The following is a 15,370-nucleotide window of genomic DNA, read 5'->3' as shown; positions in this document are numbered from 1 at the left end:
TGATTCATTCCGGTGTCTGGATGCGACCTGTGAAATTTTTATCCGGTTCTGTATTCCTCCGTTTCGTCCACATGGAGAAAGCCCCGTGCCGCGGCCTCAACAATTCCGGAAGTTACAAGGGACACAAGCGTGCCGCCCTTGATTAAAAATCCGTCGCGCATCGTATAGTTTTCCGGGAGTTTTGCGTCGGAAGGCCGCGGGTAAGAGGTTTGACCGGTGTTGGCGTCTTTGGATAACAGGCTTTTTTCTTCGCTCATGGGCATCATCTCCGTAAATCTATAATTGGGGCATGATCTTGCTTTGCTTACCCCATCCGCATTCCGGGGGTCTGCTCCGGAGAAGCGAAAGAGGGGTCGCCCTGGGTCTGGTTCCGGCTCATGCTCAGTGCCTGCTGATAGGCAAGGATGACCGCGTCGTTGAGCTGCTGCCTGAATTCCTTGGTCACGGGAAAACAGATGTCCTTGTATTCCCCGTTCTCCGCCTTGTAGCTGGGCATGGCCACGAACAGGCCCTTGCCGCCGTCCATGATTTTAACGTTGCGGATGGCAAAGCAGTCGTTCAGGTTGACCGAGGCTATGGCGCGGATGGCGCCCTCCGGACGGATGGAGCCGATCTTCACATCCACTTTCATGGGCAGGGGCTGCTCCGCGCTTTCCAAAGGGGCGACCTGGGTGTTTTCCGTTTTCTTCATAATATTTTCCCTCCTGTCTGTTTGGTTTTTGGACGCAAAGAGACAGCCGCGCGGCTGTCTCTTTGCTATAGGGCCATGGTCTGGCCATATTGCTGCTCCTGTTCGGGAGACTGGAACGCAATCTCCTTAAAGCCGAAGCGGTCGACGTAGTGGAAGGAGCTGCCGTTTTGGTCGTACAGCTCGATGACGTCCGACATGGAAAGGCTATGGCCCTGATAGCCGGGCGGATGGTCAAGGTTGAATTTTTCATAGATGGCGTCGAGGTCATTGGTTTCAATCTGACCGTCGTAAACTACACGGTAGTTGTCCGGATTCGGCTCGCCGAAGCGCTCCAGCAGCTCATCGTAGCCGATGAATTTCATCATGACATCCACTTCCGGCTTGAGCTGGTGGATGCGGCAGTTTTTCAGGACCGGAGCGTTGCCGTCCGGATCAAGCCCGCCGCCGGCCAGCCGGTCGTACACGCCGTTTGTCCACTCAATTTCCAGGCCCTGCTTCATTGTGAGATAATCCTTTAATTCCTCGCAGTGAAACATGGGGTCGACGATTGCCCTGCCGTTTTCGATGTATCCCGCGGTGTTGCCGTAGAAGAGGACGCGGTGGTTTTTGATGCTGACGCCGTTCATTGGAGATCCCTCCTTTCATCAACGCGCTGTTCACACTATTCAAAGTAATACTTAACCGAATAGGTGATGTTGGACTTGTTGTACATGCAGGTATGGTTGGTATAGTAGTAGAACTCCAACTGGGTATAGACACCTGGAGCCAGCGTCCGACTGAAGGTGATGCCGTTGGTGGTCGTCTGGTAGTCCAGTTGATCCCATTGGCGGGTATTCTTGTTGTAGCCGCGCACCCGGCCATAATCGCTTCCGCTGTGGCCGCTGACCGGGGGAACTGTGAAGGTGTACTCGATGATGGTCGCGCCCTCAATGCCTTCCTCCAGGATGACGGATTCGGGACCCGTCAGGGTCATGCCGCCGCCATTGGTGGAATCGGCCACAAAGAATACGATGGCCGTCCAGGGGGATTCCGCCCCGACGGCGTCCACCGCTTTCACACGGACAGTATTTTTACCCAGCGGATATGTGGATGTTTGAGCCGGTCTGCCCTCCCACACGTAGGTGATGGCGTCTCCATCCGGGTCCGTGGAAGACGCGGTGATGGTGACGGGCGTGCCGGGCGGTACGCTGTTTCCATCCGGCGTCCTTGTGATGACCGGCGTGTTTGGCTCCGAGTTGGCAACGGTAAAGCTGATTGTCGTCCAGTCGGAATACAGGCCATAGGTGTCCTTTGCCCTGACCTTGACGGTGTAAGAGCCAACCGCGTAGTAGCCGTCCGCGCTCTGGCCGGAGTATTCATAGGTCACCGCGTCCCCGTCGGGGTCGGTGGCGGATACGGCAAAGTTGACAAGCAGCTTCCCGTCTTTGGCTGTTCTAGTCACCGTTGCGCTGGCGGTCGGCTTGTTCGGGGCGGTGTTGGTGACGGTGATGTTTTCGGAGTGCGTGAACGTCCTACCCACATCATTGGTGACGCTGGCCATCAGGGTGTAGGTTCCGGTGGCGCCGATGGATATGCCGCCCCCGCCGTTGGTGAGGGTTCCGGTATAGCTTGCCGCACCGCCGTTCTTGGTCAGCGACCATGTGATGCTCTTGCCCTCCAGGCCGGAAACGTTCCCCATCGCAACAGTGAAGCTTGTGCCGACATGAACGGAGGATGGAATACTAAATGGGATTTGCGCAATAGGTTTTATAGCCGCGGTGTTGGAAGCAAACGTAAAGCTGCGGCCGTTTTCATCATTGGTGACAGCCGTAAACTTTACCGTGATGGTCTTGTCCGTGCTGATCCGCACCTCTCCACCGCTATTGCCGAGGGTTCCGGCGGCGTACTGGGTGTAAGGCGCCAACGCGCCTCCGTCTATCGAGATGCGCCAGACCATGTTAAGTCCGGCCAGTTCATTGCCCGAAACTGTGACCGGAAGGGCTTCTCCGCTGTATGTCAGCTGCGGCAGGCTGATTTGCATGTCGGGTATGGGATAAACGGCAACGGCTTTGCTCTGGGAGAAGGTTCTGCCCAGGGCGTCGGTCAGGGTAACAGTCAGCACATAGCCGCCTTTTGCTTTAAAGGCAATATTGCCGCCCACGTTGGAAAGGCTGCCGCCGGCGTACTCGGCGTACGGTTTGCTGTCGCCGCCGTCTTTGGAAATAGACCATGAGGCGGTAAGGTTGTCAAGCTCGCTTCCGCTTACCGACACGGAGGCCGCTTCTCCCACATAGCCAACCTGCGGGAGATTTAACTGGATTTCCGGTATGGGATAGATGGTGATTGCCTCGCTTCTTGCAAAGCTCCTTCCCAGGGTGTCGGTCATGGTGACAGTGAGGAGATAACTGCCTTTGGCTTTAAAGGTAATGCTGCCGCCCTCGTTGGTCAGGCTGCCGCCAGCGTAATCGGTGTAAGCTTTAGCCTCACCGCCGTCTTTTGAGATTGTCCATGAAGCATTTAGGTTTTCAAGATCATTTCCGCTCACGGACACCGAAGTGGTTTCTCCCGCGTAGCCAACCTGCGGCAGCGTTAGCTGTATTTCCGGTATGGGGTAGACGGTAATGGCTTTGCTTTGGGAGAAGGCTCTGCCAAGTTCGTCCGTCATAGTGACGGTCAGCACATAGTCGCCCTTCGTTTTAAAGGTAACGCTTCCGCCCAGATTGGACAGATCTCCGCTGGCATAGTCCGTGTAAGGCTTGCTGTCGCCGCCGCTTGCCGATATGGTCCAGGCGGCGGCGAGGTTTTTCAAGTCGCTTCCGCTGACGGCCGCCGCGGCGGCTTCTCCCACATACGCGGTCTGCGGCAATGCCAACTGGATTTCAGGTATGGGATAGACCGCGACAGAATCCGTATAGGAGAAGGTTCTGCCAAGGGCGTCGGTCATTGAAGCGGTCAGGGTATATTGACCCGCTTGGGTAAAACGGATTTTTCCTCCCTGCGCGTTGAGGGCGCCTTCCACACAGGCGTCAAAGGGTACGGCTATTCCATCCTTGGATACGCTCCATTCTACCGGCAGGACGCCTATATTGCCGCTGGTCCTTAAGTCGATTGTCCGGTCGGGATAGGTTGCCTCCGGCAAGCTGAACCGGATGTTCAGCACAGGATGCACCTCGGTCTTGCTCCCGTTTTCAAAGAGGAACACCCGCCCGGCGGCGTCTGTCGTTCTGGCTACCAGCTCGTAAACACCGGCGTGCTTGAAGCGGATTGTGCCCCCATCATTGTCTAATTTGCCGTCCACATAGGTGGCCCAATCCTGGAAGCCGTAGGTGTTGTCCACCAGCCACTCTACCGTCAGTCCATCCAGCTCGGCGGATGTGGTATCTACCTTGATATCACTGTCGGTGTGCGCTGTGGCCGGAAGCTGAAACGAAAGGCTTGGAACGGGATAAACGGTGACCGGCAAGGAGTAGCCGTAGGTTCTGCCTGCCGGATCGGTAAAGGCGGCGGCCAGGATATATTCGCCCTTATCCTTGAATCGGATGCTGCCGCCGTTGCTGGTCAATGTTCCCTCAACGTAGTCGCCAAGGGTGACCGGTGCGCCGTTCCTGGTCAGCGTCCAGACCGCTGTGGCGGCGTCGATGTTTTCAAAGCTGGCTTTTACAGTCACAACCTTGTCCGTGTGGGTTATTTCCGGCAGATAGAAACCGGCTACCCCAACAGGATACACCGTGGTTTCCGACGTGGCTGCATACTCTCTGCCGGTGGCATCGGTAACCGTTGCGGTTAAAGCGTACACACCTTTTTCTTTGAACCGGATTGCGCCGCCGGCGTTCGTCAATTCTCCCTCAAGGTAATCGCCGATGGCTACTACCTCGCCGTTTCGGGTGAGACCCCAATTGATAGAGAGGCCGTCCATTTCAGACAGGGTTGTGATGAGGTCAATGGTTGTATCGGTGTGCGCTTTTTCGGGGAGTTCGAAGTCTACGCTTGCCACGGGATAGACCGTGATGGAGGAGGAATGGCTAAAGCTGCGCCCCGTATCGTCGGTGACGGTGGCTGTGATGCCATAGCCGCCTTTTTCCTTGAAGGTGATTGTACCGCCTTCGTTGGAGAGGTCGCCGTCGATAGCCGTGTCCCATGCCACAGCCTCGCCGTCTTTGGTGGCTGACCACACGATGTCGAGATTTCCAAGCCCGGTGGTGGCCACCTCGATAGAAACTGTTTTATCCGTGTGGGTGTGCTGCGGCAGCTCAAAGGCTATGCCCACCACCGGATAGACCGTGATATGCTGTGAGCAGCTTGTCGTTTTGCCATCGTAATTGGTGGCGGAGGCGGTCAATGTATAGCTGCCGCTTTCCTTGAATACAATGGTGCCGCCCTCTTTATCCAGGGAACCGGACACGGCTTCCGCAAGGTCAAGGGGCTGCGCGCTGCCGTCCGCGGCTTCTTTTGCGAGCGACCAAGCGAGCGTCTTGGCGTATTTAAGGACAGGCGTTACGGTGATGCTTGTATCGGTGTGCGCCGCGGCAGGCAGTTCAAATGCAACCTGTGCCCTGGGATAACTGGCGGAGCCTCCGCCCGAACTGCCGGAGGGCGGTTTCTTTTCGCCCTCCTTTTCTGCCTTTTTTCTGATTTTTTCCAGTACTTCATCCTGCCGCACAAGCAATGTAAAGGCTTCGGCTCTTGTGGTTTTGCCCTCCGGACGGATGGTGTTGTCGGGATAGCCTTTGACCAGATCGTACCGGATTGCGATGTTGACATAGCCTTTGTCGGAGCTTTTGATGGACTTGTCGTCCGCAAAGCCGGTGTTGTCCGTGGTCTGTTTTGCTTCTTCCCCTTTGCCGATTGCCCGCACCAGCATTCGGATGATTTCAATGCGGGTAATCGGTTCATCGGGTTTTAAGCCGCCGCCATAATCCGCCGGGTCGAGGATGCCCCGGTCTACAAGGGCCTCGATGTTTTTCTCCGACCAGTGGCCGGCAATGTCGTCAAAGGTGGGCGGCTCTCTCCCTGCTGCTGCCGTGTCCACCTTGTGATTCCTGGCCAGCAGGGCGATAAATTCACCTCTGGTGATGGTGGCGTCCGGCCTGACCGTTCCGTCAGGGTAGCCCTTGATCACGCCTTTTTCCGCAAGCTCGATGATGGTCTGTTCCGCCCAATGTCCCTTGATGTCGGGGAACAGGACCGCCGCGGCGTATGCGCTGCCGCAGAGCAGCAAGGACAGAACAAGGGCAAGGACGCAGATTCTCCTGCCTTTCTGTTTCATGTGGTTTTCAATCCTTTCTGTTCGTTTTTTTATGGATTCAAAAAGCCGTGGTCTCGCTTCGGGTCCCCCGGCTCCGTTCCATGCTTGCAACACTCCATCGTCTTTACAGGTTCATGCTCATGCCGCCCCGCGCTTGCTCTTTGCGGAATGCCTCGATGGTTTCCGGTAATGGATAGATGACCTCGCCCCGCACCATCTCGAACACACAGAAGCCGTCGCGGTCGCAGATCATTACCCGGTGCTGGTACTCCTTTTGCATCTCGATGTAGTCCTTGACCTCCTTTTCGCTGCAGAGCCACACGCCCGAGGCGTATCTGCCGTCCGGCAGAAAGCTGTACCCGCTGTACCTCGGCTCATGCTCCCGCGGGTCGAGAACGCCTCTTGGCCGGATTTGCGAAAGGTGCAGCCTGGCGGAGTCGGGCAAAAGCTCCGGCTTCAGGATGCCAAGGACGTCGCCGCGGTTCCACCGCGCACGCTCGCCGTCGGCCAGGGAAACCGTGAAGATGGAACGGTCAATGGGGTTGGGGTTGCTGCCGTTGCCACCTTCGCAAAAGTACAGTTGATGCGCGCCGTCCCAGCGCTCCGGCGGCAGGGAGGACGGCTTCAATACGACGACCTTGCCCGCGATGTACATGGCATACCCGGTTTCGATGCAGTCCTCCTGGGTGAATGCGTTTTTAACCGTCATGTGAAAGCCTCCTTACTCTTTGCTGTTTTCTTCAAGGAGGGAAATGAGCCGCGCCGCGAGGGAGAGGAGGGTTTGCTTTTCCATGGTCTTGACGGCGGAGAACACATACGCCTCCACCGCCTGCGGGGACTGGTCGCCCACCTCGATGAGGTCAACCTTTTGGGCGGTGACGACCCCTTTTTGCACCGCCAGCTTTATAATGTCGCCGTGCTGCATCCCTGCGGCGGCGCGGAGCTGCCTGGGGATCAGGACGCGGCCTTTGTCGTCCAGCACCTTGTAAATACCTTTACCGGCCATCCGAAACACCTCCGCTTCTCATGACTTCCCGGACGGTGTCGGGATGGATGCCGAGATCATCGAACAGCTCCCGCAGCTCATCGGGCAGGCTATCCAGCAGATCGGCCTGCAAAATAACGACCGTGCCCCTGGCGCAGACGATCTCCAGGTCGCTGTCCAAGGGAATCTCCGCCGCCTCCAGCAGTTCATGGGGCAAGGTGAGTTCCGCGTCCTCATCGTCCTTGAGAGCGGCGACGCCGTGCGGTGTCAAGACAAATTCTTTATAGGTGTTGTGGATGGAATCTGTGGAACTGTTGATGTAAGCGAGCTTCACCGTGTCGCCGGGGACCAGTCCCATGTCCTTCAGGAACTGGGCGGGGACAGTGAGCTGGCCCTGTCCGTCCACAATGCTTTGCATTTCAATCATTTTCATAAACTGTTTCCTCCTTGGCGCCCCATCACTGGGGCGTATTCAATTTTTTTCGCATGGTCTTTTTCAGACCGCTATTCCGTGTCGTATAAGTCGTCCATCAGATCAAACAATCCTATCTGCGTGGGGATGTCCCGCATGCGCTCCGAGGTGTCGTAGTTGGAGATGAGGACTTCGGGGAATTCACAGCCGTTATCATATCTTTGGGCCAGGTTGTTGATGCGGCTGACGGCTTCGATTTGATAGTCCTTGTACAGTTCCCGGATGTATTCGCAGTCGTTGTAGGACACCAGCCATTTGCCCTGGCAGCCGGCCAGCGTGTCCCGCAGCCGCGCGTGATCCTCCCTGCGGAATTCCACTGCGTAGTGACCTTCTGTTTCGAAGTACGGCGGGTCACAATAAAAAAAGGCGTTGTCCCTGTCGTACTGACGGATCAACGCCTCGAAGTCCTTGTTCTCGATCACCGTGTCTTTGAGCCTGCGGCTCCCCGACCAGATGAGGTGGAAGGTTTTGCGGATGTCGAAGGGCTGGCAGCCATAGGAAGTGCAGCCGCTGCCGTAGCTGTAGCGGATGAGCTTGAAGAAAGCTGCGGCCCGCTTGACGTCATTCATGACGGCGTTCTCCATGAGGATGGCCTTGATTTCCTCGAACTGCGGCCCGCTCAAGTTTTGCTGGGCCAGCTCCAGTTCCTCCCGCAGGTATTCGCTGGTGAATTCCTCCTTTTCAAGATATTTTTTCAGGACGTTGAATTCGTCCCTGCCGTTTAAGGGCAGGAAGTTCAACTCCTTGAGCAGGGCGAAAGGGCGCTCCTTGACGCAGCGGAACAGGTTGGCAAGGTCGGCGTTGAAGTCGTTGTAGACCTCCATGTCGGCACCGGGCGGCTTTCCGAACAGCACCCAGCCACCGCCGCCGAAGACCTCAACGTACCGTCCAAACTCCTTGGGCATCCGCTGGTAGATAAGGGATCGCAAGGCCTTTTTCCCGCCGACCCAACTGATGATGCTGTTCAATCATCCATCACCTCCCCGGCCTGCCGGCCCGGTCCATCTCGGTGCGCAGGCAGGTTCCGTCCGTGTCCCAGCAGATAAAACCGACGCCGGGATAAGGACAGCCTTTGCACCGGTTTAAGTCTTTGGGAAGGGGGACGGTATAGATTTTTCTTGGCGGCCCGTGGTCGCTGTTTTCTTTTTTCTGTTGTGGTTTTACATCTGTGTCCAAGGTTTTAGTCTCCTTTCCGGCAACAAAATAAGACGCCGCCTTTTCAGGTAGCGCCTTATGCTCATTTGCCTTATCGATATATGTATAGACGGCATGTCTTTCTACACACCGCCCATCTTAGGAATTTCATCCGGCTCATCTTCCACATATTCATATTCGCCGGTGCTTTCATTGTAGATATATCCTGCTTCGGCAAGGTCTATATCGAGTATGCTTGCCGCCAGTTCAAGGGCTTCGGCAGAACCGCCCGCCGGGATATAACAGCTTAAGGTTTTGCCGCTTTTATACTCTGCCTTGCCGGTGTTATGCCCAAAGTCCTCGTCCGCCCATTTGTAGTCGAAACGGATATCCGGAAACATAGAGGACAGCTTTTTCATCAGATCGCTAACGCTGCTCCATGCGGTTAAGAATTTTACTGTGCAGCCGTCAAAATTGTCTGCGGTATGTTCGTCATAGCCATAGCTATTCCATTTCGTTCCCCAGTTTTTTATGCTCCAGTCATACCAGCAGTTTTCAGCACCGTACTTTTCAATCTCCTCCCTGCCCAGGTTCCCCCTGTAGATATGTTCCGGCATCGGTACAATTTTATTGAAATCAATGCTGCCGGCTCCAATCTCATCGTTCTTAATGGCTTCAAACATTGCCCTGACCTTTTCCTTATCACCATATGCGGTAAGTATGTTTGTGATATGATTGGGCATGTTACATTCCTCCCATCGTCTGTTCGCTGAAGTTTTGTTCGTTTTCCTGTTTCAGTTCCCGCTCCGGTTTGATGAAGAAATGATCACTGTTCCAGAAGCTGACGAAGATTTCACCGTCATCCGTTTTGATGGGACGCTGCTCGAACCCCTCGCCCCAGCCGTCAGACATTTGACCAACGGCAAAATCGAGCAGTTTGTCTGTTTCCGCTTCGGTCAGCTCACCATAAACCTCTGCCACCATTACGCCCCACAGCTTGCCGTTCCATTCTTCAACTGTCGGGTGGAGGCTATAGATTTTTTCAGATAGTGCCTGGTCATCGTAGAAGTAAACCATCAGACCACGGTCACCTTCGCTGGGCAGCTTTTCTTTTTCGATAGCGGAAAGGATTTCATCCATGTAATACACCGCCTCTGATGGAGATAATTCTTCAGGCAGATCACCTGCGCCGCACTCGCCGTATTCATGAGAAGGGTATGTTGTAATCGACAGTGGACTGAAAAACTTGACGGTTTGCTTGATGTTTGACATTTGATTTCCTCCAATCGTTTAAATTTTTTATCTAAAAAAGGGCACAAAAAAAGCGGATGCATTTTCATTTGAAAACACATCCGCTCATTTTATTGAAAATCCTTATTCAGCTGTATACGAGGGTTCAATTCTCTCCAGATTGCCAAAAAAGCCCAATGTCATCTCTGATTTTGAAGTGTAAAAAATGGGAGTCTTTACCTCCATAAAAGCCTTATGCCATGCGGGTTTAGCCGCATGGCATCTTTATTTACCTAAAAAGATGGTGGAGGCGAGGGGAGTCGAACCCCTGTCCGAAAGAACGGCTACAAAGGTTTCTCCGAGCGCAGCCGGTGTTTTCCTTTCGCCCTCAGAACGCCCGCCGGCAGGCTTTCTTCGGGCTAGCCCCGTGAGGTTTCCCGCCGCTCCCCCGGGGCCCGGGACCCGGCGGGTGAGCCTGCTGGGTGACGCCCATCACCGGCCCGCAGGCGAGGCCGGGTGGACGGGCCGCTTAATTAAGCAGCCAGAGCGTATTCGTTGTTGGCAGTTATTTTTCTTCCACCGTTTTACGGGCGGGTGGAACCCCGGCTCGCTACCTTTGCTCCTAATTCCCCCGTCGAAACCAGTACGCCCCCAATCGACATCTTCTTCCTCCGTACCTGCCGGTACGGGATTCTGCCACCTTTATTATAACACACCCCCTGATTTTTACAAGATGCCTGCTCTTTTGCGGAGCAGGCCGACAGCAGGAACTGTTCACCGGTAGCGTTGGCGGTCGCTCAATGCCCTGGCAATCTCTCTCTGAGCATCCCGCCTGGCGATATCCTCCCTCTTATCATAAAGCTTCTTGCCCCGCCCCAAGGCAAGCTCCACCTTCACCCAGCCGTTTTTAAAATAAAGGCGTAAGGGGATCAGGGTGTAGCCCTTCTGCATGGTTCGACCCAGCAGCCGCTTGATTTCCCGCTTGTGCAGCAGAAGCTTGCGCGGCCGTTTGGGGTCGTGGTTAAAGCGGTTACCCTTCTCGTAGGGGCTGATGTGCATCTGTTGGAGAAAAACCTCCCCGTTCAGCACCTCGGCATAACTGTCCCGCAGGCTCACCTTGCCGGCACGGATCGATTTCACCTCCGTACCCACCAGGACGATCCCCGCCTCATAGGTTTCCTCTATAAAATAGTCATGGCGGGCTTTCCTGTTTTCGGCCACGACTTTCACCCGTTCCTTCACCATCATCAACCTCGCTGCCAATGCTTTTCCTGAGAAAACCGACGCTCATCGCAGCGGCTGCCGCCCCAAATCATACCCAACCGTCCGAACCGTTCGGGCAGGGCAAGAGAGACATGGAAACGAACACCCCGTCGCCGAAGAAGCCGCCGCACCTTCGATTATATCATTAACTTGCCCCTACCTCTTCTAGAGCAACGCTCAACTGCCCTGTCCCGGCGGCTGCGGCACCAGCTCAAAATCGATCTCCCGGCTTTCAACGCTGGCGCGAACCAGCTGTACCTTAACCCGGTCACCGATCCGGAAGGTCTTCCCGGAGTGCTCACCGGTCAGGGTATAGTTCTTTTCATTGAAAAGGTAATAGTCATCGGTCATCGTGGACACATGCACCAGGCCTTCAATCCCGTTGGGAAGGGCAACGAACATCCCGAAGCTGGTAATGCTTACCACAATACCATCGAAGACCTCCCCCAGGAACTGACTGATATACTCAACCTGCTTCAGTTCGACCGTTTCCCGCTCCGCTTCCTCAGCTATCAGCTCCCTCTCCGATGTCTGCTCGGCATAAACAGGCATCATCTGCTCCAGTTTCTCCCTGCGCTTGGCGGGAATTTTCCCGTGCGCCAGCACCTCCCGGAGCACTCTGTGCACGATCAGGTCCGGATAGCGCCGGATCGGGGAAGTAAAATGGGTGTAATACCGCACCGCCAGCCCGAAGTGCCCTAAAGGTTTGGGATCGTAGCGGGCGTGCTGCAGCGAGCGCAGCATCACCGTCTGCACCACCAGCCGCTCCGGCCGGTCCTCCACCTTATGCAGGATCTCCTGGAAAAAGCGGGGATGCACCCCGTTGGCAGAGGGGATATGAAAACCGAACCCGTGCAGGAACTCGTTAAGGGCGTTTAGTTTCTCCGCTTTCGGCTCCTCGTGGACACGGTAGAGGAGCGGCACCTCCATTTTTGTAAGATGGCGGGCCACCGTTTCGTTGGCGATCAGCATAAACTCCTCGATGATCTGATTGGCGATTGACTGCTCCATGAGCAGGACGTCAACCGGACGGCCCTCTTCGTCCAAGGTCACCTTGCTCTCGGGAAAATCGAAGTCCAGGGCTCCTCTCAGCCTCCGCCTTCGCCGGAGAATGAGGCACAGCTCCTTCATCTCTTGAAATGTCTTGACGAAAGAGGAATAGCGCTGATAAAGCTCCGGAACATCCTCCTCCAGGATTCGGCGCACATTGGTATAAGTCATCCTTTCGTCCACCCGAATGACCGAAGGGCCGATCTCGTAGCGGACCACATTCCCCTCTGCATTGATCTCCATGAACACTGAAATGGCCAGCCTGTCCTCACCGGCATTCAGGCTGCAAATACCGTTTGAAAGCCTGGCCGGAAGCATGGGGATCACCCGGTCCACCAGGTAGACGCTGGTGCCCCGCCGGAAAGCTTCCTTATCCAGTTCGCTGTTTTCTTTCACATAATAGGAAACGTCGGCGATATGCACACCCAAACGGTAGTTGTTGTCCGGCAGCCTCTCCAGCGAAACGGCGTCATCAAGGTCCTTGGCATCTTCACCGTCGATGGTAACCATCGGAAGCTCCCGCAGATCCCAGCGCCCCTCCCGGTCTTCAGGTGTCACTTCCAGGGGGATCGCTTCGGCCTCTTTCATCACGCGGCGCGGGAACTCCTCTGAAAGGCCGTACTTCTTCACAATCGAGAGGATGTCGATACCGGGCTCCCCGACGGCGCCCAGGCGCTCGACAATCCTTCCCTCCGGGTTCCGGCGCGGCCCTGGCCAGGAGGTAATCTCCACAACAACCTTATCCCCCGTTTTAACCCCCTTAGCCCTGGCCCGGGGAACGAATATATCCCACCCGAGCCTCTTCTCATCCGGCACCACAAAACCAAAGTGCCTGTTGGCCTCTTCGTAAACCCCAACGACCCTGGTGTTAGCGCGCTCAATAACCCTGATCACTTCGCCCTCGAGGTGCTTTCCCTGCAGGCTCAAACCCAGAGGGCGCACAATTACCCTGTCGTTGTGCATGGCCCCGCCCAGGTTCTCTCTGGAAATAAAGATATCTTCCATCCTCCCGTCATCGGGGATCAAAAAGGCATACCCGCGCGGGTGCCCCTGAATAGTGCCGACGAAGAGATTCATTTTCTCCGGAATTCCGTAGCGGTTCTTACGCGTCCGGATTACCTGCCCCCGCTCTTCCATCTCCTGGAGCACAAAAGGCAGCTCCCCCGGATCACATCCCAACTGCTCGACAATTTCACTTAAAGACAAAGGCCTGCTGGCTGACCGCAGACAGGAGAGAATAGCCTCCGGCTCCAGTGTGCCCTTTTTTCTGGCGAGCTTCTTGCGCTCTTTCTTCTTTCTCCTCATGCTCTTTACCTCACCCTGATATATACGATAATTGTAATCTTCCCCGGCGTCAAAAACAACTGCCAGCTGCCGTCAGATCCGGTGCGACCAGCTCCACGATTAAAGCAGGCAAACGCACCTTCCCATAAGAGGCGCTCCCCTTCGGAGTTCCTCTTCGGAAATCACTCGCCCTTCTCGTCCCGGTCTAAATCCGAACGTCTGAACTTCCTGGAAACGAAGTACACCCAACGGAGAGGTAGAGAAAGACAGGGTTGAGAGGAAACCCCCCTCAACCCCGACAGCCTCTTGTCAATCTCTCGCACCCTTTTCAGGCATCTAATATCAGTTTTTCCAGCATCAGTGGTTCAATGTATTTACCGTCCTTGTAAGCCCGCATGTTCCCTCCGGAGATCTCGTCGATCAAAGCGATCTTCCTATCTTCGCCAACCCTGCCGAACTCGAACTTGATATCATAAAGCTCGATGCCCTTCTTGGCCAGCTCTTCTTTGATTATAGCGCCGATTTTCCTGGCAAGGTTTTTGACTTCCCGGTATTCCTCCGAAGACATGATCCCCAGCACAACGAGGGCATCCTCGGTTATGGGCGGGTCCTGCCGGGAATCGTCTTTGAGGGGGAACTCCACAAAAGCATCCAGGGGCTGCCCTTCTTTGTCATACATCCCGTAACGGCGCAGAAAACTGCCCACAGCTCTGTAGCGACAGATGACTTCCAGCCCGTTGCCGAAAACCTCCGCCGGCTTAACCGTCATCGTCGCCTCTTCCACATTTGCATCAATGTAGTGAGTGGGTATCCCTTTCTCTTCTAATATTTCTAAAAAGTGCTTCGTCAGCCTCAATCCTGCCCTTCCCGCCCCCTCGATCGTCAAACCGACCGTATTTGCACCGGGGTCGAACACACCATTCTCACCAGTAACGTCATCCTTAAACTTTAAGAGATAATTTCCATCATCTAAGGCACAGACATCCTTTGTCTTTCCAGTATAAATGCGCCTCATCCCGACTGCTTCTCCAAGTAAATTTTTGATCGAATGCTATTTTACCACATTTAATCAGGTACTATCGGATCAACCGAAACCTGGAAGTTTAAACTTGAGCACTGTGGCTCAACATAGCCGCCACCGCCAGGGAGCTGGGAATATGCCGGGCAACGCTGTACAACAAAATTAGAAAACACAACATCGTTATCAAGAGGACTTGCGAAAAATCGGCTCTCTAAGAGCCAAACAGCGCAAATCGCTCACCAGTACACACCCTATGTCAAGCATCAATGAAAATGTCAGGTAAAACTCGTCTGTGAATCTGTCAGGGTAGGAGTGGTATAATTAGGCCTGAGGGGTTTCCATGGTTTACGCCATGGATGATCTTGAGCGGGCCTGCGAACTGAAGAAGCGCCCGCCTTTTTATTAATATTGGCAGAAACACGAGGCTCAACCTTATACTTTGTTTCAGTAGAAGAGGTAACATCCAACGGCACTAACGAGTATATATTACCCTTCCATCCTACATACAAGCGGCCATCAAGGAGCTTATGCACCTCGACCGCGGAGGGATAACAGGCGCACCTTTAGGATTTAACACCTTATAAGCCTTACACTCGAAGCGGATGGTATAGCCGGGGTTCAACATCCTGTGTTCCTTCCAGCAGAAGACATGCTCCAGGCGCAAGTGGGAGGGGATGGGGCGGAAAGCGGAAACCGGATCAGCGGGTTGCACGGCGAACTTTTTGTTATAGCGCACGACAAAGTTTTTAAGGACGGCATTAGCCTGATCGAGGGTAGCAGCACCTGCCAGGCGCAACTCAAGAACGAGCCTTTCCTGGAGGGTCTGGAAGGAACGTTCGATGCGGCCTTTAGCCTGAGGGGAACGGGCGGGGATATGTTGAATCCCTAACTCGTTCAAGATGCGGCCGATTTGAGTTAAAGGACGCTGTTGGCCGAGGAGCTGCTGTTCGACAGTAGTGCCCTTTTCGCCTTTAGGTGAAAAGAAGAGCACTTTGTGCAAAAAGCAGCTTTGAACA

At 54.8% G+C, this 15,370-nt stretch carries 16 protein-coding genes and 1 other RNA gene; 1 reads left to right on the top strand and 16 read right to left on the bottom strand.

Going from position 1 to position 15,370, the window contains the following annotated elements; genetic code table 11:
• Positions 1-38: 38 nt before the first annotated feature.
• From TPH_RS03670 to TPH_RS03605, 15 genes are all read right to left on the bottom strand, one after another.
• The gene (locus TPH_RS03670; RefSeq protein WP_012281372.1) at positions 39-257 is read right to left on the bottom strand and encodes a hypothetical protein; all 219 of its coding nucleotides are present in this window, start codon (positions 255-257) and stop codon (positions 39-41) included.
• A 47-nt stretch (positions 258-304) separates the two neighbouring features.
• The gene (locus tag TPH_RS03665) at positions 305-691 is read right to left on the bottom strand and encodes a SpoVG family protein (protein ID WP_012281373.1); all 387 of its coding nucleotides are present in this window, start codon (positions 689-691) and stop codon (positions 305-307) included.
• Between the two features lie 65 nt (positions 692-756).
• On the bottom strand, positions 757-1,317 hold the full coding sequence (locus tag TPH_RS03660; RefSeq protein ID WP_012281374.1) for a YodL domain-containing protein: 561 nt from the start codon (positions 1,315-1,317) through the stop codon (positions 757-759).
• Between the two features lie 35 nt (positions 1,318-1,352).
• Positions 1,353-5,936 (bottom strand): S-layer homology domain-containing protein, encoded by a 4,584-nt coding sequence (locus TPH_RS03655; protein WP_012281375.1) that lies wholly within the window; start codon positions 5,934-5,936, stop codon positions 1,353-1,355.
• A 103-nt stretch (positions 5,937-6,039) separates the two neighbouring features.
• Entirely contained in the window at positions 6,040-6,624 is a 585-nt protein-coding gene (locus tag TPH_RS03650; protein ID WP_015049867.1) for a hypothetical protein, read from the bottom strand.
• A 12-nt stretch (positions 6,625-6,636) separates the two neighbouring features.
• Positions 6,637-6,921, bottom strand: coding sequence for a midas domain-containing protein (locus tag TPH_RS03645; protein ID WP_012281377.1), 285 nt, complete (start codon positions 6,919-6,921; stop codon positions 6,637-6,639).
• Positions 6,911-7,333: a hypothetical protein gene (locus TPH_RS03640; protein WP_012281378.1), complete on the bottom strand. Its 423-nt coding sequence runs from the start codon at positions 7,331-7,333 to the stop codon at positions 6,911-6,913. The genes TPH_RS03645 and TPH_RS03640 overlap by 11 nt, the downstream gene beginning before the upstream one ends.
• A gap of 71 nt (positions 7,334-7,404) precedes the next feature.
• The gene (locus tag TPH_RS03635) at positions 7,405-8,340 is read right to left on the bottom strand and encodes a DNA adenine methylase (protein ID WP_015049866.1); all 936 of its coding nucleotides are present in this window, start codon (positions 8,338-8,340) and stop codon (positions 7,405-7,407) included.
• Between the two features lie 7 nt (positions 8,341-8,347).
• Positions 8,348-8,548, bottom strand: coding sequence for a hypothetical protein (locus TPH_RS03630; protein ID WP_012281380.1), 201 nt, complete (start codon positions 8,546-8,548; stop codon positions 8,348-8,350).
• 101 nt (positions 8,549-8,649) lie between these two features.
• On the bottom strand, positions 8,650-9,249 hold the full coding sequence (locus TPH_RS03625) for a DUF1281 family ferredoxin-like fold protein (protein ID WP_015049865.1): 600 nt from the start codon (positions 9,247-9,249) through the stop codon (positions 8,650-8,652).
• 1 nt (position 9,250) lies between these two features.
• Positions 9,251-9,778: a hypothetical protein gene (locus TPH_RS03620; RefSeq protein ID WP_012281382.1), complete on the bottom strand. Its 528-nt coding sequence runs from the start codon at positions 9,776-9,778 to the stop codon at positions 9,251-9,253.
• A gap of 260 nt (positions 9,779-10,038) precedes the next feature.
• Positions 10,039-10,389: a transfer-messenger RNA gene (gene ssrA / locus TPH_RS14660) on the bottom strand.
• A 121-nt stretch (positions 10,390-10,510) separates the two neighbouring features.
• Positions 10,511-10,981, bottom strand: coding sequence for an SsrA-binding protein SmpB (gene smpB, locus TPH_RS03615; protein WP_015049864.1), 471 nt, complete (start codon positions 10,979-10,981; stop codon positions 10,511-10,513).
• A gap of 195 nt (positions 10,982-11,176) precedes the next feature.
• Complete coding sequence (rnr, locus tag TPH_RS03610) at positions 11,177-13,354, bottom strand: ribonuclease R (protein WP_015049863.1); 2,178 nt, start codon at positions 13,352-13,354, stop codon at positions 11,177-11,179.
• Positions 13,355-13,661: 307 nt separating this feature from the next.
• Entirely contained in the window at positions 13,662-14,348 is a 687-nt protein-coding gene (locus TPH_RS03605) for a phosphoribosylaminoimidazolesuccinocarboxamide synthase (RefSeq protein WP_015049862.1), read from the bottom strand.
• 101 nt (positions 14,349-14,449) lie between these two features.
• Here TPH_RS03605 and TPH_RS16440 point away from each other — a divergent pair, with 101 nt between their 5' ends.
• Entirely contained in the window at positions 14,450-14,569 is a 120-nt protein-coding gene (locus tag TPH_RS16440; protein ID WP_081578712.1) for a helix-turn-helix domain-containing protein, read from the top strand.
• 284 nt (positions 14,570-14,853) lie between these two features.
• Here the strand turns inward: TPH_RS16440 and TPH_RS15075 are convergent, their stop codons facing one another.
• The gene (locus tag TPH_RS15075; protein WP_201764489.1) at positions 14,854-15,354 is read right to left on the bottom strand and encodes a hypothetical protein; all 501 of its coding nucleotides are present in this window, start codon (positions 15,352-15,354) and stop codon (positions 14,854-14,856) included.
• Between the last annotated feature and the right edge of the window lie 16 nt (positions 15,355-15,370).

The organism is Thermacetogenium phaeum DSM 12270 (genome assembly GCF_000305935.1).
GTDB lineage: Bacteria > Bacillota > DSM-12270 > Thermacetogeniales > Thermacetogeniaceae > Thermacetogenium > Thermacetogenium phaeum.
This window is presented reverse-complemented; position numbering and strand designations above follow the sequence as displayed.

Bases quoted from the DNA above. Each gene is read 5' to 3' on its own strand.
- TPH_RS03650 (WP_015049867.1), bottom strand. From the start codon at position 6,624: ATGACGGTTAAAAACGCATTCACCCAGGAGGACTGCATCGAAACCGGG.
- TPH_RS03655 (WP_012281375.1), bottom strand. From the start codon at position 5,936: ATGAAACAGAAAGGCAGGAGAATCTGCGTCCTTGCCCTTGTTCTGTCC.
- TPH_RS03640 (WP_012281378.1), bottom strand. From the start codon at position 7,333: ATGAAAATGATTGAAATGCAAAGCATTGTGGACGGACAGGGCCAGCTC.
- rnr (WP_015049863.1), bottom strand. From the start codon at position 13,354: ATGAGGAGAAAGAAGAAAGAGCGCAAGAAGCTCGCCAGAAAAAAGGGC.
- smpB (WP_015049864.1), bottom strand. From the start codon at position 10,981: ATGGTGAAGGAACGGGTGAAAGTCGTGGCCGAAAACAGGAAAGCCCGC.
- TPH_RS03665 (WP_012281373.1), bottom strand. From the start codon at position 691: ATGAAGAAAACGGAAAACACCCAGGTCGCCCCTTTGGAAAGCGCGGAG.
- TPH_RS03625 (WP_015049865.1), bottom strand. From the start codon at position 9,249: ATGCCCAATCATATCACAAACATACTTACCGCATATGGTGATAAGGAA.
- TPH_RS03645 (WP_012281377.1), bottom strand. From the start codon at position 6,921: ATGGCCGGTAAAGGTATTTACAAGGTGCTGGACGACAAAGGCCGCGTC.
- TPH_RS03660 (WP_012281374.1), bottom strand. From the start codon at position 1,317: ATGAACGGCGTCAGCATCAAAAACCACCGCGTCCTCTTCTACGGCAAC.
- TPH_RS03670 (WP_012281372.1), bottom strand. From the start codon at position 257: ATGAGCGAAGAAAAAAGCCTGTTATCCAAAGACGCCAACACCGGTCAA.
- TPH_RS03605 (WP_015049862.1), bottom strand. From the start codon at position 14,348: ATGAGGCGCATTTATACTGGAAAGACAAAGGATGTCTGTGCCTTAGAT.
- TPH_RS03620 (WP_012281382.1), bottom strand. From the start codon at position 9,778: ATGTCAAACATCAAGCAAACCGTCAAGTTTTTCAGTCCACTGTCGATT.